This is a genomic window from Thermosipho ferrireducens (genome assembly GCF_017358165.1).
In the GTDB taxonomy this organism is placed as follows: Bacteria; Thermotogota; Thermotogae; order Thermotogales; family Fervidobacteriaceae; genus Thermosipho_B; species Thermosipho_B ferrireducens.
In genome coordinates this window covers 1,117,472-1,138,363 of sequence record NZ_CP071446.1, presented here as the reverse complement: position 1 = coordinate 1,138,363, position 20,892 = coordinate 1,117,472, and the positions used below count along the sequence as shown (strand labels likewise).

Sequence of the window (20,892 nt, the reverse complement as noted above, 5' to 3'; positions counted from 1 at the left end):
TTATTCACCATCCACCCAACTCATAGATCGTTTAACAGCTCGTTTCCAATTATTATACATTCTATCCCTGAGATTAGAATCAATTCCTGGTTCAAATCTTTTATCAAGTTCCCAGGCTATTTCTTCTTTATCATTCCAGAAACCAACTCCAAGCCCTGCAAGATATGCCGCGCCAAGTGCTGTAGTTTCAGTAACTTTTGGCCTCTCAACAGGAACACCTAAAATGTCTGCCTGAAATTGCATTAAAAAGTTATTGTTGGATGCCCCACCGTCAACTCTCAAGGTTTTCAATTCTATATTAGTTTCACTTCTCATAACATCAAGAACATCTCTTGTTTGATATGCAATAGATTCAAGTACTGCTCTCACAATATGTTCTTTTGTCGTTCCCCTTGTAATTCCTATCATGAGCCCCCTTGCATACATATCCCAATATGGTGCGCCAAGTCCAACCATAGCAGGAACAAAGTATAATCCACCAGAATCAGGAACTGAAAACGCTATTTGCTCTGTTTCCGAAGCATCGTTTATTAACCCAAGATTATCCCTCAACCACTGGATTGCTGCACCAGCAATAAATATACTACCTTCCAATGCATAAGTAATTTCATTATCCATACCCCACGCAATAGTTGTAATTAGCCCAGATTCGGAAAAGTATGGAATATTTCCTGTATTCATAAGTAAAAAACAACCTGTTCCATACGTGTTTTTCACCATTCCAGGAGTATAACAAATTTGTCCGAAAAGTGATGCCTGTTGATCTCCAGCATCACCTGAAACAGGAATCTCTTTACCAAAAAATTCAGTTGTCCCATACACATAACTTGATGGTACAGGAGTTGGCAATATTGAACGTGGTATTCCAAAAATCTCAAGAAGTTCTTCATCCCATGTAAGTGTTTTTATATTGAAAAGCATTGTTCTCGATGCATTTGTATAATCTATTACATGAACTTTCCCACCAGTTAAATTCCAAATAAGCCAGCTGTCAACTGTGCCAAACAAAATATTACCCTTCTTAGCCTCTTCATAAACACCATGTACATTCTCAAAAATCCATTTTATTTTAGTAGCAGAAAAATATGCGTCAATTACAAGCCCTGTTTTTTCTCTTATAATTTTCTCATAGCCCGCTTCTTTCAACCTATCACACATTTCAGCTGTTCTTCTACACTGCCAGACAATTGCATTGTATACCGGTTTGCCTGTTCGTTTATCCCAGAGTATAGTAGTCTCACGCTGGTTCGTTATGCCAATAGCAGCTATATTTTCTACGCCAACCCTTTCTATAAGCCTTTTTGCCACATATAGCTGGGAATTCAAAATATCCATCGGATCATGTTCCACCCAGCCAGGACGTGGGTATATCTGTTTAAACTCCTGATTCAACAGGTCAACGCATTTCCCATTCCTATCAAACACAATTGCCCGAGAGCTTGTCGTTCCCTGATCCAGTGCAAGTACGTATTTCATCTTCTCCCCCCATCTTTGTTTTTTCAACAGTTCTTGTAGCAATTAAATTAACACCTGTGTTAAAAATATTTTTTACAATAATCTCTCCCCTTTTTACTGGAGCTTTAACTTTAAGTTTCTTTATATATTCTATAATATCATAAATAAGTTTCTTAGGAATTGGTGCATCAGTTCTAACAGATACAAGGTCCATTTCCCCATTTTCAACTTTAACACTCATGGTTAAAACCCTTCTGGGATTTACCATTTCATTAATTCCATATTCTCTACCTCTCAAACATCTATTACCTTCTACCGTTATTTTTTCTCCTTGTTTTGAAACAGTTAATTCACAACCTATAGGACACATTATACATATCATCTTTTTTTTACTCAAGTTCATTCACCTCCACATTCGTTGTCTCCGAGAAAGCATCAAATTTATTCAAATGTAAGTCTAACATTTCACTTGGTCTAATTTTCCAATTAAATATTCTGAACCTCTTTCCGTTGAATTTTACTTCACAACTTTTCAAAATCTTTTTAGACCTTATGTACATTTTAAATGGAATTTCGCCGGTAACCCTGTGAGGCAGCATAACTCCCACATTATTACCGCGTTTAAAGTTATACTTCACCCCGGGTAATTTTTCTCCAAGAGCATAAAGTGCAGCATATTTCCCGGCAATTTTTCCTTCTTCATAAACAAAATCAACTAAATCATGAACTGCAACGTTATTTCCGGCAGCAAAAATCCATTCTACACTTGTTCTCATAAGATCATCAATTACAGGGCCACGATTGATTGGATCCATTTCTACAAAGTTCTCAATAAGTCCATTTTGTGGAATAAGACCTACAGAAGTTACAAGGGTATCAACTTTTAAAAATTTTTCCGTTCCAAGAATTGGTTTAAGTTCCCCATCAACTTTTGCCACAGTAACTCCTTCCAATCTGCCAGTTCCGTGAATTTCTGTTACAGTATGACTCAGCCACAAAGGAATATCAAAATCTTCAAGACACTGAACAACATTTCTTATCAAACCACCAGGCTCTGGCATAATTTCCACGACACCAACAACGTTCATTCCCTCAATTTTTAATCTTCGCGCCATTATTAATCCTATATCTCCTGAACCGACTATCAATACATTATGGCCTGGTAATCTATTGTAAATATTCACCATTTTTTGAACAACACCTGCAGTAAATACCCCTGCCACACGAGCACCTGGTATTCCCAAATTATTTAACGATCTTTCGCGGGCGCCTGTAGAAACTATAAGAGATTTTACCTGATAAATAACCACCCCTTCCCGGGATAGTACTGTAACCTCTTTACTTTCCGGTGCTATTTTTAATACAGTGCTATCACTTTTTACAATAGCAGATGTTTTAGAAAGTTCCTCCCAGAGTAATTCCATAAATTCTGGTCCAGTAAGTTCCTGCTTAAACACATGAAGGCCAAAGCCGTTATGAATACATTGATTTAACACTCCTCCTGTTTTTCTTTCCCTTTCAAGTAAAATTGTTTTAACTCCATGATTTGCAGATTCAATAGCTGCAGCAAGTCCAGCTGCGCCTCCACCTATCACCAAAACATCTACTTTTTCTTTTCTCATATTCTCACCTTGCCATCTATAATCCATGAGTTTCTATAATTTTGCTTTACCTCTTCCACAGATATTCCCAATTCTCTTGCCAGAATTTCTATTATTTTTAATCCACAAAAACCACCCTGACACCTTCCAAAAGAGGCTCTCGTTCTGAATTTAACACCATCAACTGTACGTGCTCCTCTTTTTATAGCTTCAACAATTTCACCTTCTGTAACATTATTACAAAAACATACTAATTTACCGTACTTAGGATCTTTCTTTACCAACTTATCCCACTTTTCTAAATTGAAATAACTCATGTTTGGAATTCTTTTTCTATACGGATTAAATTCTTTCTTTTTCACAAGATTTACTTTCAAATTTTCTGGAAAGATTTTTTCAACTATGTACTTAGCAAAAGCAGGAGCTGCTGTAAGCCCAGGGGATCTTATCCCGGCAACATTTATAAATCCCCAGATTTTTGTGGCTCCTATAATGAAATCTTTTCTATTATTTTCCGGGCGTAAACCTGAAAATGTTTTTATTGTATAAGAAAGATCTATACCAGGCACAAGATGTTTAGCCCTACCATAAATCTCAGTTAAGCCTTCTTTTGTTGTACTAAGATTTGACTTTTCTTCCACTGGAAGATCAACAGCGTTAGGCCCTATCAGAATACCTCCATCTACCGTTGGCAGAACAAGAACACCTTTTGAAGTCTTTGTTGGAGTAGGGAATATTACTGAATTAACCAATCCATTTAACTTTTTGTCAAGTAAAATATATTCTCCCTTTCTTGGATATATTTTGAAGCCTTCTGCACCTGCCATTCTGGCTATTTCATCTGCAAACAAACCTGCTGCATTTATTACTATGTCTGCCTTGTACTCTCCTTTATTAGTTACCAATCTCTTTACTTTCCCCTTTTCTACCACTATATCAACTACCTTTTCAGACAAATGAAGAATCAATCCGTTTTTTCTGGCATTTTCTATCGCAGCAATAGCTACTTCCCATGGTTCTGTTATGCCAGCGTCTGGACACCAAAGAGCCGCAATAGCATTTTCATTAATATTAGGTTCTTTAGTCTTTAACTCTTTTACATCTACAATTTCAAGATTAGTAACACCATTTTTTCTTCCACGCTCTTTTAACTCCTTCAAATATAAAACTTCATTTTCATTAAATGCCACTACGTATGAACCTATTCTTTTAAAATCAAAGTCCAGCTCCTTAGAAAGTTGATCATACATTTTATTCCCAATTGATGAAAACTGCGCTCTCACAGTTCCTGGAGGATCATCGTATCCTCCATGAATGATTGCAGAATTTGCCTTTGTTACACCCCAACCTACATCAGGATTTTTTTCAATAAGATGTACTTCCACTTCATATTTCGATAATTCCCGGGCAATAAGACTCCCGGAAATACCCGCACCTATGATATAAATTTTCATATAAACACCTCCAAAACGATAAAAAAAGCCATATGCCAATACACATTGGCATATGGCTTCTCCATTGTCTCCCAAGCCTGTTCTATTCACATAGCAATAATATTATACCACAATCATTACAAAAAAAGAAACTACAGCTTACTTTTATTCTTTTTCATGTTATACAACTTTTTATCAGCTACTTTGTACGCCTTTGAAAAGTTATTAAATATTGACATTCCATATGAAAAACCAATCCCAAGTTCTTTATAAACATCCCTTCTCAATCTTTCAATAAATTTCTCAGGCTCATGTGCGTTGGTAATTATAACAAATTCATCTCCACCTATCCTTATAATAAGATCCTCCTGTCTTATTCTTCCTTTTATAAAACTAACAAATCCTTTTAGCAACTCATCTCCCTTTTTATGCCCAAACTTATCGTTATATTCTTTAAATTTGTCAAGATCAATTAAAACAAAATAACCGGCGGGGTTCAAACTGTTAAAAATCTCCCTGTTATAGGCTCCAGTCAAAGGATCAGTAAGAGACTTTTCATAAAAATACTGATTTTCAAGGATTATATTTTTATAATCAAGAGTAAGTTTTATAGAGAGACCTAAAAATACTGTAATTAATCCATAACCAAGCAAAAAATCGTACTCTGTAAAAGTGTCAAATAAAAGACCAAAAATCGTTTCAGCGACACAAAGAGCTAAAAATGTGAACGAAAAGTAAAGTCGTTCAACTTTATATGCAAAAATTACTATCAACGTATAAATTATAAGAAATAACACAAAAAGATTACCAATCTGAGAAAACCTAACATAATAAGAAAAGTTTGGAGAAGTTGCTATTAAAAAAGCGATTGGAAAAATTGCAAAATTAAGCCATTTTGATTTAAAAAATCCAAGAACATACTGTTCAATTCCCATAAGATATAAAAACAGAGAAAAATAACTCGACAAAAGGAAAATTTTTTTCAAAGTTAAAAACATCACCACATTCCCGGAAGTTAATCTAAACTGATAGTCAAAAAGATATATTGATATAAGCAAAATAGAAATACCAAAATACAAATAAGCCCTTTTATATTGCTTTTTTGAAATATTCTTTCCAAATAATATAATAACAACTCCAGAGATCAAAGAGCTACCAAGTGCAATAAGATAAAAATCTTCTTTTTTTAGCAAATTGTTCAAAAAAGCATATCGCGAAGCGCTTTTATAATCGGTAAAAAAACAAATCTTGATGAATCCCGGCATCGTATGTCCCATAAATTTCAACTTTTAAATGATTATTTTCTTTAAACATTTTCCTATCAACTTTCACTAACAATACTCTATTCCATATATTTGAAGTTTCTGTTCCAATTTCATATATAAGAAAATCATTCAAATAAATTTTTAAAATATTCCCAGAAACTTTCGGAATAACCAGAGTATCGTAATCTTTTTCTGTAAACACTGCATGATAAGTTACAATCGATGGTTTATCAAACAAAAAATAACTTGGAACATCTTTATCAAACTCCAACACTAAACCTTCTGGTCTGGCAACAAAGTAATGATACAGACCGAATATTCCCATAAACACTCCTAAAGCAATTAATGGCAGATAAAAAGCTTTCAAACTACCACCCCACACCCCTGACAAAAATTAAGCTTCCTTTTCAGGCTTTTATTAAAAAACACTTCTTATTACTATTTGGATAAAGAATATCACAAAAAATATACATTTCAATGACATCGCAATTTCTTATAAGTAAAATTTTCTGCGTTTTTAAGCAAAAAGAAAATATGACAAAAGTCAGAAAAGATATCAGATGGTTAATGAAAGATAATGAAGTTTTTAGCAAAAAACATAAATAATAAAGGACTTTATAAGGAAAAAAATAAAGACGCTACAAACTTGTTAACGATGTATTTTAAACAACATTACTTAAAAATAGAACTTATTCTCAAGTCAAAAAGTCTAACTTAGTAGAAGTTTCCAGACATTCCTCCAGAATAAAGACTCGAAAAAGTCAAACAAAAAAGGAGCCTTTAAAGGCTCCTTTTTCATATGGTGCCGAGGGCGGGACTCGAACCCGCATGGGGCGTCAACCCCAGTTGATTTTGAGTCAACCGCGTCTCCCAATTCCGCCACCTCGGCTTTCACGCTTTATATTTTAACATAAAGCATTTCCATGGTCAACATTCACAAGGGTCTGTTTCAAAAATAGGAAGGAAAGGTATAGAAAAAAAGCAAGGGAGATGTTATAATCTCCCTTGCTATGAGAAGAAGAAACATAAAGAAGATATTCAAACTTATCCAAAAATTCTACAAAAATATTTTACCACAACTTCCCCAAAAATCTACCAATAGGGGGAGGCCTAGGAAATATTCAGATGTATTAATACTTTCATTAGCAGTTCTTAAAGAACTGTTGGGACTTTCATTCAGAGAGACATTAGAAATAGGTACAATGTACTTTAACAAAGTTCCATCACTCAGGGACTTTCATTACAGGGTTCTTCAATTAGAAGAGATTATAAAACATCTTATAAACTTCATACACAACACACTTCAGTGTGAGATAGAGAGTATTATAGTAGACGGTACAGGAATAGGGTTTAAGAAACATACTACCTTGAACTGGATGAGAGGTACATATGTACGACAGATAAAGAACCACGTTAGATGTGAAGTAGTGTTAACAAAAGGAAAATACAAACTTTTTCAGTATGTGGAAGTGGGAAAAGCTTATTCAAGTGAAATAAAACTTCTAAAAAAACTATTGAAAAAGATAGAACTCAAGGGAAAGAAATTCATAGCAGACAAGCTGTACGATGTTAAATGGTTGAGGGAGTATCTGAAAAAAAGAGGAATAAAAGAGGTAATAAAAATAAGAAAAAGAGCAATAGGCAGGAAAGAAGTAGATTATGAAGAATACAAAGAAAGGAACGAAATAGAAGGACTATTTGGAAACATAAAAACAAAGCTTGGGGGATATGTATACGCCTACAGAGAGGACATGGCAAGGATACAGGCACTAATAAAGTTTTTATTGTACAACCTGTATGTGGCATATATTTTTCTTTTTACACAGTTGTGGAATGATATTACAAATTTCATAGAAAATCATATAAAAATATACAAATTTTATATAATTCCATGTAAAATTAGATAAAATTAGATAAAATTACATAAATTCACATGAAATTCATAAAAAAATTGTATATTTCAAGTTCATTTTTCTTATTCTTATACGATTTTTGAAACAGGGCCACATTCACAACACATCTCTTACAACCTCTTTTAATTTTCCAGTGGAAAAACATTTTCAGAAGCGGGTAAAATCCTCACCTTTCGTCCTTTTACGAAAACCTCTATTTCTTTTCCATATGTAATAATAATTTTTTCCTTTTTAACTGTTATTACCATCTGCAATCCTTTCCAGAATATTTTATAACTTAAGCTCTGCCAATGCTCTGGTAACCACGGATCAAAATGCAACATTCCATTTTTATCCACACTCAATCCTCCAAAACCAAACACCGCCGCCTGCCACGCTCCACCTGCTGAAGCTGCATGTAATCCAAGCTCTGTGTTTCCCTGGTTATTTTCAAGATCAACAAGTACCGTTTTCATAAAATATTTGTATGCATTGTGTGTATCTCCTACTTTGATCCCCATAATCGAATAAATGGATGGACTCAGGGATGATTTATGCATAGTTCGTTTCTCGTAATATTCATAATTCACCCTTTTTTCTTCAAGAGTAAATTCCTCCTGCAAAAGAAGCATTAACATAATCACATCGGGTTGTTTTATTAATTTTGTTTCATTCAACTTTGAAAGATTTACACCTTTTGGCCATTTTGGCATTCCATTTTCATCATACTCTGTGATTACATAATCTTTCAATTTAAAGTACCCTTCAAATTGTTCTATAAGACTACTATCTTCTCTTTTCGGAATGTATATTTTCTTAGAAATTTCCAGCCATTCATTAATGTCGGATTTTGAAATACCTAATCCAGTAATAAGTTTTACAAATTTTTCAGGGGAACGTTTCTCAAGCCATTTGAGAAACTCATAAGCTTTACTAAGATGCCATTTTGCAAGGTAATTTGTATAAACATTGTTATTAACATGTTCGTGGAATTCGTCTGGACCTATTACCCTGTTTATTTCATACCTGTCAAACTTTTGATTGTATTCTACACGAGAAGCCCAGAATTTAGCCGTATCCGCTAAAAGCTCTATACCGTAATTTATCATAAAATCTTCATCACCGGTAGCTCTATAATAATCGAATATCGCCACCGCTATATCTGAATTTATATGGTACTCTTCATCTCCTGTCCATATTCTCACATGATTACCATAATAATCCAATCCCCATTTTGGAGTAACTTCTCTACCATCCTCTGCTGATTCCCACGGAAATTGTGCCCCACTGTATCCATTTTCAAAAGCATTTTCCCTTGCTCCTTCTAAGGTATTGTATCTATACATCAACAAATTTTTAGCTATACACGGTTGAGTATAAAGGAAAAATGGAAACATAAAAGTTTCAGTATCCCAGAACACATGACCTTTATAACCTTCACCGTGTAATCCTTTAGCACCTATACTTACCTTTGCATCATACTCACTACCACATGATGCAAGGTGAAATAAATTAAATCTCAATGCTTTATCAGCTAATTCGTCACCTTCTATTTTCACATTTATCTTTTCCCATATTTTTTTCTGAATTTCTTTATGGCGTTCCAATTCTATATCAAAGCCCTCTAAAATAAATTCCTCCAAATCAACTAAAGCTTCTTTTACAGGATCCTCTATTTCCCTGCTTGTATAAGTTACTCCGTACTTAATACATATATAATTTTTACCAGGCATCATAAAAACTTCATAAATCTCCCTTATATAGTCTCCAAATTCCTCATATCTTCTGTTCTTTGCAACATTGTCATTATTAGAAAAAATCAATAAATTATTCGCTTCTACCACAGTTATTCCTGAGTCCTTTGTTTTTGAAACCATCAGTAAACCTGGTGACATATTTCTTTTTTCAATTATATTGTAATGTCTTACTCTATTTATAGGATCAAAAGTTCCGTTAGTCGTACGACCATCAATAACATTCTCTACCAGCAATTTCCCCTCAAAGTTTCCAGAAATTATATACCTCACACCATAACGGTGTATGTTATTTCTACTAACAAACCTTTCAGCTTTTATTCTAATATGCTTTTTTTCAGAGATTTTAAATTCAACCTCAGTAATAAGAACTGAATTTTTCATATCAAGTGTTCTCGTAAAATACTTAAATTCCAGGTCATCAACACTTAATTTTGTATTATCTAAGTAAAAATTAACTTCCAGAGGATCAGGAAAATTAACCAGTTCAGGAACCTGAGCTGTACTTTTATCAAATATACCTGCTATATAATTTCCTTTGTCTCTAAACATCGAAAACTCATTGTAACCGCGAAAACCTCTGTAACCATTTGCTAATGTAAATATTGTCTCATAATTTCTGTTCTTTACCCTATCATAACTATCCTGAACTATTTTCCACATCTTTAAACTCCTCCCTCAAAATCCAGAACTTTCAAATCCACTCCAAGAAAATCCGGTATCACCTTATCCGCCATCCAGAGCTTTTCTGAATCACCAACACCAATACATTTCATACCTGCGGCTTTCGCGGCTTTTATTCCAGCAATTGAATCTTCAAACACTACACAATTTTCAGGCTTTACTCCTAATAGTTGACTTGCTTTTAAAAATATCTCAGGGTCTGGTTTTGCATTTTGAATTTGAGTCCCATCAACTAAAATATCTAAATATTTTCCCAATCCCGTTTTTTCTATAATAATTTTTGCATTTTTACTGGCTGAAGCCACTGCAATTTTTATATCACTTTTTCTTAAAAGATTTAAAAAGTCATTTACCCCTGGCAAAATCTCTGACTCATTCATTTTTGAAATATATTCAACATACCATGAATTTTTTCTTTCTGCAAGCTCTAATTTCTGTTTTTCAGAGACGTTTATTTTCCCTATATCCAGTAAGATTTCCAGAGAACGCATTCTACTGACTCCCTTCAGTCTTTCGTTATCCTCCTCCGTAAAATCGAATCCCATCTCTTTTGCCAGTCTTTTCCATGCTAAATAGTGGTATCTGGCAGTGTCAACTAAAACTCCATCAAGATCAAATATACAGGCTTTAACCACCAAACTCCTCCTTTCTAAAATTTAACCTTTTACGGCTATTGCTTTTCCCGTTTCAATAAATTGCTTCTGGAAAGATAAAAATATTATTAACATTGGAACTGTCATGAAAAGAGAAGCCGCCATCATGTATTGCCAGTAAGTATAATAAGTTGCTCTGAAAAAGTTCAATCCCATGGTGAGAGTAAACATTTCTTTTCTCGAAGTTACTATAAGTGGCCACATAAACTCATTCCATGCCCCCATAAAAGTATAAATTGACAATGCAGCAATTGCTGGTTTTGCGTTTGGAATAACTATTTTAAAAAATATCCCTGGTATGGAACTTCCATCTATTCTTGCTGCTTCCTCCAGTTCTTTTGGGAAATTTAAAAAGAATTGTCTCATAAGGAAAAGACCAAATACGTTGGTTAGTTTTGGCAAAAACAATCCACGATAGGTATTGATCAGTCCATATTTCACAAGCATATTATACAAAGGTATCATTGTAACCTGAAATGGAACCATCATAGTTGCAAGGAACAAAGTAAATATTATATTTTTTAACGGAAACCTCAAACGAGCAAAAGCGTAACCTCCTAACGTATCAAGTATTAAATTTCCTAAAGTAAGTAAAGAAGCATATATCACGGTATTCAGAACCCATCTTCCATATAAAGGTACTACTCTGAATATTTCTACATAATTTTTAAAGCTCAAAGGAGCACCAAATGCTTTTGGTGGAAACAATCTTATTTGAGGAGGCCATTTCATAATATCTACACCACGAGTTTCACCATTCTCATCCACGTAAGTCATTGGCGTAAGCGAAACAAGAAATGCCCATAAAAAGGGGAAAAGAGATATTACAACATAAGCTATTAAAACTATATAAGATATTATTCGAGCAATTGTCCACTTTTTCATAGTTTCACACTCCAGATTTAATATTCTTCTTTAACCACTTTTCTTTGAACCATTGTTATTAACAATATTATTCCAAATAACACAAATGCCAGTGCAGAAGCATAACCCATTCTTCCATACTCGAATGCATTTTTATAAATATAAAATGAAATAGTGATATTTCTTAAGTTTTTTATAAGAAAATAAATTTGATCAAAAACCTGCATACAGCCTATGGTTCCCATTATTGAAACAAATAAAATTTGAGGCCTCAAGAGCGGAAAAGTAATTTTCCAGAAAGTGTTCCAGGCATTTGCACCATCTATCCTCGCTGCTTCGTATATTGAGCTGGGAATATCCTGAAGACCTGCAAGAAAAGTTACCATAAAATACCCTGCTGTTGTCCATATATTCATCATCATAATAGCAAAAAGAGCTACTTTTGGCTCATTCAACCAATCTATTGGAACAAATCTGCCACCGGACAAAGTAACAAGTAACCTATTCAATATACCAGGTTTTGAGTAAATTAGAAGAAAAATCATAGATATTGCTGCCGAAGATGTTATCGAAGGAATGAAAAATACCAATTTGTAAAAATTAACTCCACGAATTTTTAGATTGGCTGCCACGGCCAAAATTACAGCCAGCAATGTTTGCACAGGTACAACTATTATGGTATATAAAATAGTATTCCAGAGTGAAGTCCAAAACAAATCATCTTTTAAAAGTCTTTTAAAGTTATTCACCCCAACAAAATCAGGTATATATTTTGAAAAAAGTGATGATTCTTTACTCATATAACGTTTCATAAAATCAGAAATCTTTATTTCAATATCGAGTTTATTCTCGATAAAATCTTTCAAAAGAAGATCAACGTTAAAGTATTTTCTTATTGCTTCTTTTTGATTTTCGTCAAGATTTACCCCTACATCAACCTCAACAAATGACACAGGATCAAATACACTTTTTAACTCTTCCAAAGATGGTGCATCTTCTATAAAATAGCCAGTATGAAATTCTATCGCTTCTTTCGGGTCAAATGTATAATTAAATTTCTGAGCTTCTAAAGGTTGATAATTTGTAAAACTATAATATACAGACATTATTATAGGGTATATCAGAAAAATCAAAAAAACAAGAATCATAGGTAACGAAAATATGTATCCATATAATGCTTCTTTAGTTCGCCATTTCAATTTTTGATACCCCCTCATTCATTAAAAGAAAGTGGGGAGGGCCCCACTTTCTAAGCAATATTACTCTCCAAGCACCCAATTATTATAGTTTTTAACTATGGTATTTATCGCTTTATCAACTGTTATTTTTCCGGCAAAGACGTCTTTTAACAAACTGTTGATTTGATCATTGGCAATTGAGAATATACCTGTAACTGTTGGGACTCTCCACGGGTGTCCATATTCAGCACCTTTGTAGAATGGTTGTTTCATAGGATCTGTATCTTTTTCTGCTATTTTCTTGTTTGACGCTAAAACACCTGCTTTTTCGACAAATATTTCCTGACCTTTAGTCACGAGGAATTTTAAGACTTCCCAGGCTTCTTCCTTATGCTTTGTCTGCCTATTTATCGACCATGAAACTGTGTAAATCATCGTTGCTTTTTTCTCGCCACGTGGCATTTCAACTATTCCCATTTTTTTCAATGTGTCTGGATATGCACCTTTCATATAACCATAAGTCCATGGTCCCGACATACCAAGTGCAACTTTTTCTGTTGCAAGCGCTTCCCCTATCCAACCAACTCCAAGAGTAGAAGGTTCAGCAGCTACTTTGTATTTTGTAACAAGGTCAGTGTAGAATTTTAATCCTTTGCGTGATTTAGGTTCCCCAAGAGCTGTTGACAAATCATCTTTAACTAATCTTCCACCAAAGCTCAATATAAATGGAATGACTCTATTGAAATCTGCAGCGAGCACAAGCGGTGTTTCAAAACCTTTTTTCTTTAACATCAAAGCTTTATTCAAAAAGTCATCCCAGGTATCGTTGCTTGTTGGATATGGTACCCCATACTTATCGAATATTTCTTTGTTATAGTACACTGCCAGAGTGGAGAAATCTTTGGCAATTCCATAAACTCGGCCATTGTAAGTAAATGCATTTATAAGTGAGGAATAGAATTGGTTAAGGTCAAATTTATCTTTTCTTATAAAAGCATCAAGAGGTAATAACACATTTTTCCTTGCAAGTTCCTCAAAAACATAAACATCTACATAAAACAGATCAGGACCGGTTCCTCCAGAAAGTCTTGTCATAAGAGTTTGCTTATAATCTCCAGGAATGGGCTCCCAATTTATTTTTATATCACTGTGTGTAGAATTGAAAAGATCCACCGCCTCTTTAATGGCTGCCTCTTCCACTGGGTTACCAGGCCAACCAGAAATGGTAATAGTAACTACACCAAACAGACTTACAAATAATAACGCTGAAAAAATCACAACTAACACCTTTTTCATAAAAATCCCTCCCTTTTATAAGTTGAGAAAAACAGCGGTATTATTTCTGATAACAAGTTTTACAGGTACAATTTCCGATTTAACCTCCTTTCCTAAAGAAAGTTTGTGGAGTTTTTCAGCAACTTTATACCCAACAAGCATTATATTCTGATCTATAGTCGTTATAGAAGCAATTTCCGAAAGCCTTATATTATCAAATCCTACAACTGGAACATCGATCCCATAATTTTTTAAGGAAATATATGCGGTATACGCCATTATGTCAGAATCACAAAAAATTCCCTGGAATAGAAATCTATTATCTGAAATATATCTCTCGATTATGTCATGCACCATTTGTTCCTTAAAATTTGCATATTCTATTTCACATTTCATACCAAATTTTTTACACGCATCTTTAAAACCAGCAAGCCTTAATCTTTCAAAAGGTAATTCCGCATACCCACCTATATACAATACCTTTTTACATCCTATTTCATATAAATGTTTTCCAGCCAAAAAACCTCCTGTAACATTATCTGTATCCACATATATGAAATTGTTTTTGTTGTTCTGACCCACACATACAAATGGGAAATTTGTACTTTTCAAATAATCTATACGCGGATCATTATCTACAATATCGAGAAGAATAACTCCTTCAAAAAGTTTACTGTTAACAATGGATTTATAATATTCAAGAATATTCTCCCCAGAATATACATCTATAACTATCTTTTTTCCATGCTTTGAAAAATACTCAACAGCACCTTTTAAAAATTTTGTGGAATATGTATCTTCAAACACATCTTCCACAGTACCCATAACAGTTAATGCGTATAGCCCGGTCTCTTTAGTTCTTAAAAATTTTGCAACTGCATGAGGACTATAACCAACTGATTCCACCACTTTCAAAACTTTCTTTCTGGTTTCCGGCTTTACCTTTTCTGGATCATTAAAGACCCTTGACACTGTAGCCACAGAAACACCTGCTAATTTCGCTATATCCTTAATTTTCATTGTTATCATCTCCTGATAAATGTAATCGATTACTGTAATCGATTACATAATATTATTTTTGCTATGAGCAAATCAAGTACTATAAATCATGATTTTTTAATAAAATACACGTTCATTCATTATTATCAAAAAAAATCATCGAATATTTCAAAATTAAAAAAATTCACAGGTTGTTAATTACTTTAAAATTGTAAAAAAGTTTTTTGTGGTAGAATTTTATTAATATACCAAGGAGGTGAAATCATTGCGATTTGATGTTGAATTTAAAGGATCGTATAGTATTTTGTTTGTAACTCTTTCACCTGGAGAGAGTATTTTAGCAGAAACTGGTGCGTTGGTCTCCATGACAGGTAATGTCAATGTGGAGACAAGTACAGGTGGAATATTCAAAGCTTTAAAAAGAGCACTGCTCGGTGGCGAACACTTATTTTTAAACAAATTCAGTGCTTTATCAAAATCCAGAATAGCCTTTGCTCCACGCCTTCCCGGGGATATAGAAGTAGTTTCTTTAAACGGAGGATTGATAGTACAATCCACATCTTTTTTGGCATCTGATGTATCCATAGATCTTGATACTAAATTTGGGGGCTTTAAAAGCTTTTTTGCCGGCGAAGGTTTTTTCCTTCTCAAACTTTCTGGAATTGGCAAAGCTGCTATTTCCTCTTTTGGTGCAATATATACTATAACATTAGACGCAGGTGAGAAATTAACTGTAGATACCGGTCACATAGTTGCTTTTGATGAAACCATGAGCTATTCTGTAAGAACTTTCGGCGGAATTAAGTCAACTTTATTTGGCGGAGAAGGTTTAGTATGTGATTTTGTAGGACCTGGTAGAATATTTATTCAAACAAGAAATTATCCAGATTTTGTTTCCTGGATAAAAAGCCTTGTACCAAAAGATACCGGGAGTAGGTGATATTGTGAAAAAACAAAAGCATTTACATAAGCATGAAAAAGCTGTACGAGATCTAAAAACTGCCAAGGGACAAATAGATGCTATTATAAGAATGATAGAGGATGATAGATATTGCATCGACATCTCCACGCAAATTCTTGCTGTTATATCTTTACTCAAAAAAGCCAACACCAAGGTATTAAAAACTCATATAGAAACCTGCATCAAAGAGGCAATTAATGCGAGTGAGGAAAAAACTGTAGAATCAAAACTAGAAGAACTTGAAAAAACCATTGAATATATGGAAAAACACATGTGAGAAATTTTATAAAACCTACATTCTTTTTTTGAACTAAACAATATTTCACATAGTCTAATGAAATAGAAAGGGATAAGAGATTTTTGCTATTCTTACAAAAAGGACCTTTTCACTTTATGTTAACAAATTCGGTTCGTGTTAGAAACTTTCATTGGTCTAACATTGTAACATAACTTATAGTATTCTATAAGTAGAGAAACCCCCCTATCCCCCTTGAGATACACCCCCCACAGCTTTGTGCGGGCCAGAAAAGGCCCGTGTTTTTTTATTTCCCAACACAAAAGTTAGAAAAAATTGTATTAAGTAAATCGTCTGAAAAAGTTCTTCCTATTAACTTATCAAACTCTTCAAGGCACTTTCTGATATCTATTGAAATTACATCAAATTCCAGACCAATTTTTAACCCTTTCAACGCATTATCAAGATATTTATAAGCTCTTTGTAAAGCTTCATATTGCCGGTAAGTAATCACATGAGAGGTTTCCCCGCTTTCTATAATCTCTTTCACGCGTTCTACTATCTTTTTCTCAAGTTCTCTGATTCCTTTGCCAGTCAATGCACTAATTTCTATATGAGGAATTTCTAGCTCTTTTATGTTATTGTTCGTATCTATTTTGTTCCAGACGGGTAAATAATTATAACTTTTTATCCTCTCGTATATGTACTCATCTTCATTGGTAAAACCTGTCGTTGCATCCAACACGAATAGTATAATATCCGCTTTCTGGATTTCTTTTATAGAACGCTCAATACCTATTTTTTCAATAGGATCTTCAGTTTTTCTAATCCCGGCAGTATCTGCTATAATAAAATGAACGCCACGAATATCTATTTCTCCTTTTATTACATCTCTTGTTGTACCAGGTATATCCGTCACAATAGCTCTATCCTCATATAATAATCTATTCAACAGTGTAGATTTCCCTGTGTTTGGTTTTCCTACTATTGCCATAACTACTCCTGTACTCAAGTGTAGACCTTTTCGCCCTTCCAGTATTTTTTTCTTTACTTTAATCGCAACTGCTTCTAACTTCATATAAATTTTATTCTCGTCAATTTCTATATCATCCGGGTAATCTATCGAAACCTCTATTTCTGCCAAAATATTTAGTAATTCTTCTCTCAATTCTTCAATTTCTTTACCTAAGGCTCCCTTTAAATTTTGCATTGCTATTTTCAATGCCTTTTCGCTTTTCGCCTCAATTATTCGATAAATAGATTCCGCTTCAATTAAATTTATTTTCCCATTTAAAAAAGCCCTTCTTGTAAACTCTCCACGTTCCGCCAGTCTCGCCCCATTTCTTATAAGAGCGTCAAGTACTTTTCTTGTCACAATTACTCCACCATGGCAATATATTTCTACCATGTCATCCCCTGTAAAAGAATTCGGTGCTTTATAAAATACTAAATTGACCTCGTCAATTATCTGATTTTCACTAATAAGTTCTACATGGTAAACCATCCTGTATTTAATGTCATCTATACGTTTACTCATTAACTTTTTAACTATTTTGTGACTCTCTGGACCATTTATTCTCACAACACCAATTGCTCCTGTACCAACAGGTGATGAAATCGCCGCAAAGGTTTCTCTTTCCAAAGAGACATCCTCCTTCATAAAGGTTTTTTGATAATTTGAGAATATTTTCTCGGATATTTTTCAGGCGCTGGGAATTTTTTTCCGAAAACCAACAAAAATCTTTTTTTATTTAAAATCTCATATTCCCTTACCTCGTCGAGTGATATCCCAAGTTGTATCATAGCATTTTCAGAAACCTTGTATTCTTCCTTCCATCGAGGACCTTTGTATAATAATAATTTTCCTCCCACTTTTGCAAAAGGTGCTGTAAGCTCTAAAAGTATTCTTAATTCCGCAACAGCTTTTGCAGTTACTGCATCAAATTTTTCTCTATAAGACCTTAAATTTTCCACACGTTCTCCTATAAATTCCAATCTATCAATTTTAAGTTCTCTACATATTCTTTCCACATAACTTATCTTTTTTTTAGATGAATCTACCAGTACACCCTGTACATCAAAAATCATTCGCAAAAAAACCCCTGGAACTCCTCCGCCAGTTCCCACATCCAAAAAAACTTCTCCTATGTCACTTGCTTTTATAGGTTTTATACTATCGACTGCTAAAAGCTGGTATGCAATTTCAAGATCTTTATGAGAGGTGAGATTCAATGGGGCGTTTATTATTTTACTTACATATTCTTTCATAAGATTTTGCACTTTTTGATTCATCTTACTTTACCTCTTAAAACAAGAAAACTATACTTCAATATTTCAAATGGGATATGACGCTTTTTGATAGGAGATTGAAGCCATCTATAAAACCATTCTAATCTCATTTTCTGTATTACTATAGGTGCCCTTTTTTTCTTACCAGAAATAACATCGAAACTTCCACCCACACCCATGGCAAGTTTAAACGGCAGGTGATAATTTTTAAAAATCCATTCTTCTTGTTTGGGAACTCCCATCCCGACAAAAAGCAAATCAGGTTTCAACCTTTCTATTTCTTCAACTGGACCATTTGCTTCAAAATATCCATGATGATATCCTACAACATTCACACCACTTCTTATTAATCTGTTAGCCGCTTCTTCAACCACATCAGGCCTGGCTCCTAACAAATATACCGACCAATTATACTTTTTTGAAATTCTACAAAGATACAACATTGTATCAATTCCTGTAACCCTATCCGAACTTATATTTCTGTTTCTTCTCAAAGCCCATATAATGCCAGAACCATCAGGTATTACAAAACCAGCATGATTTATAACATTGCGATAATAGGCATCATGAAGACTTCTAAGAAGGATAGATGCATTCAACGTTACCACAAACGTTTTGCTGTTTTCACAAATACTTTTTACAATAGCAGTTCTTATATCTTCCGTAGTTCCTACCATCAACTTAAGATTCGAAAAATTTACAATGTCCACAACTGCCACCTTTCTCCTGCTATATAGAAAAAACCCCGGAAAAATCCGGGAATCCTGGTGCCGAGGGCGGGATTTGAACCCGCACGGGCAAAGCCCACATGATCCTGAGTCATGCGCGTCTGCCAATTCCGCCACCTCGGCTAACACAGTTTTATATTATAACATAACCAGTGAACTTTTTTCAAGATTAACCTTCATGAATGTTTTCTTCTGCCATTTTTATATCCGCCATCAGCAATCCTTTTTCAAACATTACTCTCGGAGGGGCCATCCCGTTAAAAGTCGTACCATACTCTGTGGTGTAAGCCCCTGTGTTATATATAACGAGTATATCATCAAGCGCTACACTCTCCGGGAGCATCGCATCATAATACATAACATCAACACTATCACATGTTGGACCTGCTAAAACGAATTCTTTAAGTGGATCATCTTCTTTGCCAATAACCGATATTTCGTATCGTATATTTTGAATCGTTTCTGTTAAACCATGAAAAACTCCTGCATCAGTATAAACCCATTCTTCTTCTCCTTTTCTACTACGTAAAATCACCGATGAAACCATAATACCGGCGTTACCTACCATTGATCTACCAGGTTCTAATATAACGGTAATATTATCCTCTAAATAGTCTTCAACTGCCTGATTTATAACCTCCGATATTTCCTCAATTGAAGGAATATTTTTAGAATATTTCACAGGCATTCCTCCACCCGTATTTACCATAGAAAGATTTATACCCATTCTTTTTGTCTCTTCAAAGATTACTGAAACTTCCCTTATTGCAACTCTCCAGTTGTTAGGATTATAACTTTGAGAACCAACATGAAAGCTTACTCCTACCGGATTCAATCCTAAACTTTTTGCATACTTAACAAGCATTATCGCATGATCCACACTTGTTCCAAATTTTCTGGTTAACGGCCAATCAGCATCACTTTCCATACCGTTAGTACTTATCCTGACATACACTTGAGCTCCTGGAGCGTTTTGGGCTATTTTTTCTATCTCCATTTCAGAATCTGCTGCAAACAATTTTATTCCTACATCATGAGCAAATTTTATGTCTGAAGATTTTTTTATTGTATTTCCAAAACTCATTCTTTCAGGAAGAACCCCTATTGAAAGAAGTTTTTCTATTTCACCCCGTGAAGCAACATCAAAATTACTTCCTAAATTATTTAAGAGCGTTAATATTTTTTTATGAGAATTAGCTTTCACTGCGTAATAGACTTTGCTGTTTTTCACACTTTTCACCAACAGCTCATAATTCCTCTTTACAATTTCCAGGTCCATTACAAGTAACGGTGTTCCATAAATACCTGCTAATTTTTTCAGACGTTGGTGAACTTTATATTTTTCCATACTTTCTCACTCCCTTCACTCAAGTCGTAAAACAATGATAAACCATAATATGCTACAATAAAACATCCAGAAGTTTAAAATAATGAATCATTGTGTTACAATATTTAAAACATTAAAATGAGATGCTAATCAAAACGGGAATGTAATAAAAGCAGGTTAGATTAGGAAAAGGTTATCAATGCTCTTCTTACCAGGAGGATTCTAAATGTAAGGTACAAGGTAAAAAACGTGTATTAAAATTAAAAAGAAACAATTAATACATTGAATTGGTGAAAATA

At 34.1% G+C, this 20,892-nt stretch carries 19 protein-coding genes and 2 tRNA genes; 3 read left to right on the top strand and 18 right to left on the bottom strand.

The features are described from left to right. The 7 genes from glpK to JYK00_RS05620 form a co-directional block, all read right to left on the bottom strand. Complete coding sequence (glpK, locus tag JYK00_RS05650) at window positions 1–1,476, bottom strand: glycerol kinase GlpK (RefSeq protein WP_207565955.1); 1,476 nt, start codon at window positions 1,474–1,476, stop codon at window positions 1–3. Continuing rightward, complete coding sequence (locus JYK00_RS05645; protein WP_228288122.1) at window positions 1,418–1,852, bottom strand: DUF1667 domain-containing protein; 435 nt, start codon at window positions 1,850–1,852, stop codon at window positions 1,418–1,420. Before JYK00_RS05645 ends, glpK begins: the two co-directional genes overlap by 59 nt. Further along, on the bottom strand, window positions 1,845–3,077 hold the full coding sequence (locus JYK00_RS05640) for an NAD(P)/FAD-dependent oxidoreductase (protein WP_207565953.1): 1,233 nt from the start codon (window positions 3,075–3,077) through the stop codon (window positions 1,845–1,847). The genes JYK00_RS05645 and JYK00_RS05640 overlap by 8 nt, the downstream gene beginning before the upstream one ends. After that, window positions 3,074–4,510: an NAD(P)/FAD-dependent oxidoreductase gene (locus JYK00_RS05635; protein ID WP_207565952.1), complete on the bottom strand. Its 1,437-nt coding sequence runs from the start codon at window positions 4,508–4,510 to the stop codon at window positions 3,074–3,076. The genes JYK00_RS05640 and JYK00_RS05635 overlap by 4 nt, the downstream gene beginning before the upstream one ends. Window positions 4,511–4,641: 131 nt before the next feature. Then, entirely contained in the window at window positions 4,642–5,691 is a 1,050-nt protein-coding gene (locus tag JYK00_RS05630; RefSeq protein ID WP_207565951.1) for a GGDEF domain-containing protein, read from the bottom strand. Between the two features lie 22 nt (window positions 5,692–5,713). Next, window positions 5,714–6,121: a hypothetical protein gene (locus tag JYK00_RS05625; RefSeq protein WP_207565950.1), complete on the bottom strand. Its 408-nt coding sequence runs from the start codon at window positions 6,119–6,121 to the stop codon at window positions 5,714–5,716. 433 nt (window positions 6,122–6,554) lie between these two features. Then, window positions 6,555–6,643: transfer RNA gene (locus JYK00_RS05620), tRNA-Leu, on the bottom strand. Window positions 6,644–6,764: 121 nt separating this feature from the next. Here JYK00_RS05620 and JYK00_RS05615 point away from each other — a divergent pair. Further along, window positions 6,765–7,661 (top strand): transposase, encoded by an 897-nt coding sequence (locus JYK00_RS05615; RefSeq protein ID WP_207565949.1) that lies wholly within the window; start codon window positions 6,765–6,767, stop codon window positions 7,659–7,661. A gap of 128 nt (window positions 7,662–7,789) precedes the next feature. Here the strand turns inward: JYK00_RS05615 and JYK00_RS05610 are convergent, their stop codons facing one another. From JYK00_RS05610 to JYK00_RS05585, 6 genes are read right to left on the bottom strand one after another with little or no spacing between them, the layout of a single operon-like run. Next, the gene (locus JYK00_RS05610; protein ID WP_207565948.1) at window positions 7,790–10,063 is read right to left on the bottom strand and encodes a glycoside hydrolase family 65 protein; all 2,274 of its coding nucleotides are present in this window, start codon (window positions 10,061–10,063) and stop codon (window positions 7,790–7,792) included. Between the two features lie 2 nt (window positions 10,064–10,065). Then, window positions 10,066–10,719, bottom strand: coding sequence for a beta-phosphoglucomutase (gene pgmB / locus JYK00_RS05605; protein ID WP_228288121.1), 654 nt, complete (start codon window positions 10,717–10,719; stop codon window positions 10,066–10,068). Window positions 10,720–10,740: 21 nt separating this feature from the next. Continuing rightward, a complete protein-coding gene (locus JYK00_RS05600; protein WP_207565946.1) occupies window positions 10,741–11,622 on the bottom strand; it encodes a carbohydrate ABC transporter permease in 882 nt (293 codons plus the stop codon). A 17-nt stretch (window positions 11,623–11,639) separates the two neighbouring features. Further along, complete coding sequence (locus JYK00_RS05595) at window positions 11,640–12,800, bottom strand: carbohydrate ABC transporter permease (protein WP_207565945.1); 1,161 nt, start codon at window positions 12,798–12,800, stop codon at window positions 11,640–11,642. Window positions 12,801–12,860: 60 nt separating this feature from the next. Beyond that, window positions 12,861–14,075: an ABC transporter substrate-binding protein gene (locus JYK00_RS05590; RefSeq protein WP_207565944.1), complete on the bottom strand. Its 1,215-nt coding sequence runs from the start codon at window positions 14,073–14,075 to the stop codon at window positions 12,861–12,863. A gap of 15 nt (window positions 14,076–14,090) precedes the next feature. Continuing rightward, window positions 14,091–15,074, bottom strand: coding sequence for a LacI family DNA-binding transcriptional regulator (locus JYK00_RS05585; RefSeq protein ID WP_207565943.1), 984 nt, complete (start codon window positions 15,072–15,074; stop codon window positions 14,091–14,093). Window positions 15,075–15,318: 244 nt separating this feature from the next. On the opposite strand from JYK00_RS05585, the gene JYK00_RS05580 reads away from it, so the two are divergent. Then, complete coding sequence (locus tag JYK00_RS05580; RefSeq protein WP_207565942.1) at window positions 15,319–15,993, top strand: TIGR00266 family protein; 675 nt, start codon at window positions 15,319–15,321, stop codon at window positions 15,991–15,993. 4 nt (window positions 15,994–15,997) lie between these two features. Next, complete coding sequence (locus tag JYK00_RS05575; protein ID WP_207565941.1) at window positions 15,998–16,291, top strand: metal-sensing transcriptional repressor; 294 nt, start codon at window positions 15,998–16,000, stop codon at window positions 16,289–16,291. A 265-nt stretch (window positions 16,292–16,556) separates the two neighbouring features. Here JYK00_RS05575 and mnmE read toward each other — a convergent pair whose 3' ends face one another. The 5 genes from mnmE to JYK00_RS05550 all read right to left on the bottom strand — a co-directional run bounded on the left by mnmE (window position 16,557) and on the right by JYK00_RS05550 (window position 20,614). Then, entirely contained in the window at window positions 16,557–17,909 is a 1,353-nt protein-coding gene (gene mnmE / locus JYK00_RS05570) for a tRNA uridine-5-carboxymethylaminomethyl(34) synthesis GTPase MnmE (protein WP_207565940.1), read from the bottom strand. Beyond that, window positions 17,906–18,541, bottom strand: a complete 636-nt coding sequence (gene rsmG, locus JYK00_RS05565) for a 16S rRNA (guanine(527)-N(7))-methyltransferase RsmG (protein WP_207565939.1) — start codon at window positions 18,539–18,541, stop codon at window positions 17,906–17,908. Before rsmG ends, mnmE begins: the two co-directional genes overlap by 4 nt. Continuing rightward, a complete protein-coding gene (locus tag JYK00_RS05560; protein ID WP_228288224.1) occupies window positions 18,538–19,248 on the bottom strand; it encodes a WecB/TagA/CpsF family glycosyltransferase in 711 nt (236 codons plus the stop codon). Before JYK00_RS05560 ends, rsmG begins: the two co-directional genes overlap by 4 nt. A 55-nt stretch (window positions 19,249–19,303) precedes the next feature. Then, window positions 19,304–19,389: transfer RNA gene (locus tag JYK00_RS05555), tRNA-Leu, on the bottom strand. Window positions 19,390–19,435: 46 nt separating this feature from the next. Further along, complete coding sequence (locus JYK00_RS05550) at window positions 19,436–20,614, bottom strand: type III PLP-dependent enzyme (RefSeq protein WP_207565938.1); 1,179 nt, start codon at window positions 20,612–20,614, stop codon at window positions 19,436–19,438. Between the last annotated feature and the right edge of the window lie 278 nt (window positions 20,615–20,892).

Bases quoted from the DNA above. Each gene is read 5' to 3' on its own strand.
- glpK (WP_207565955.1), bottom strand. From the start codon at position 1,476: ATGAAATACGTACTTGCACTGGATCAGGGAACGACAAGCTCTCGGGCA.
- JYK00_RS05640 (WP_207565953.1), bottom strand. From the start codon at position 3,077: ATGAGAAAAGAAAAAGTAGATGTTTTGGTGATAGGTGGAGGCGCAGCT.
- JYK00_RS05635 (WP_207565952.1), bottom strand. From the start codon at position 4,510: ATGAAAATTTATATCATAGGTGCGGGTATTTCCGGGAGTCTTATTGCC.
- JYK00_RS05615 (WP_207565949.1), top strand. From the start codon at position 6,765: ATGAGAAGAAGAAACATAAAGAAGATATTCAAACTTATCCAAAAATTC.
- JYK00_RS05610 (WP_207565948.1), bottom strand. From the start codon at position 10,063: ATGTGGAAAATAGTTCAGGATAGTTATGATAGGGTAAAGAACAGAAAT.
- JYK00_RS05600 (WP_207565946.1), bottom strand. From the start codon at position 11,622: ATGAAAAAGTGGACAATTGCTCGAATAATATCTTATATAGTTTTAATA.
- JYK00_RS05590 (WP_207565944.1), bottom strand. From the start codon at position 14,075: ATGAAAAAGGTGTTAGTTGTGATTTTTTCAGCGTTATTATTTGTAAGT.
- JYK00_RS05585 (WP_207565943.1), bottom strand. From the start codon at position 15,074: ATGAAAATTAAGGATATAGCGAAATTAGCAGGTGTTTCTGTGGCTACA.
- mnmE (WP_207565940.1), bottom strand. From the start codon at position 17,909: ATGAAGGAGGATGTCTCTTTGGAAAGAGAAACCTTTGCGGCGATTTCA.
- rsmG (WP_207565939.1), bottom strand. From the start codon at position 18,541: ATGAATCAAAAAGTGCAAAATCTTATGAAAGAATATGTAAGTAAAATA.
- JYK00_RS05550 (WP_207565938.1), bottom strand. From the start codon at position 20,614: ATGGAAAAATATAAAGTTCACCAACGTCTGAAAAAATTAGCAGGTATT.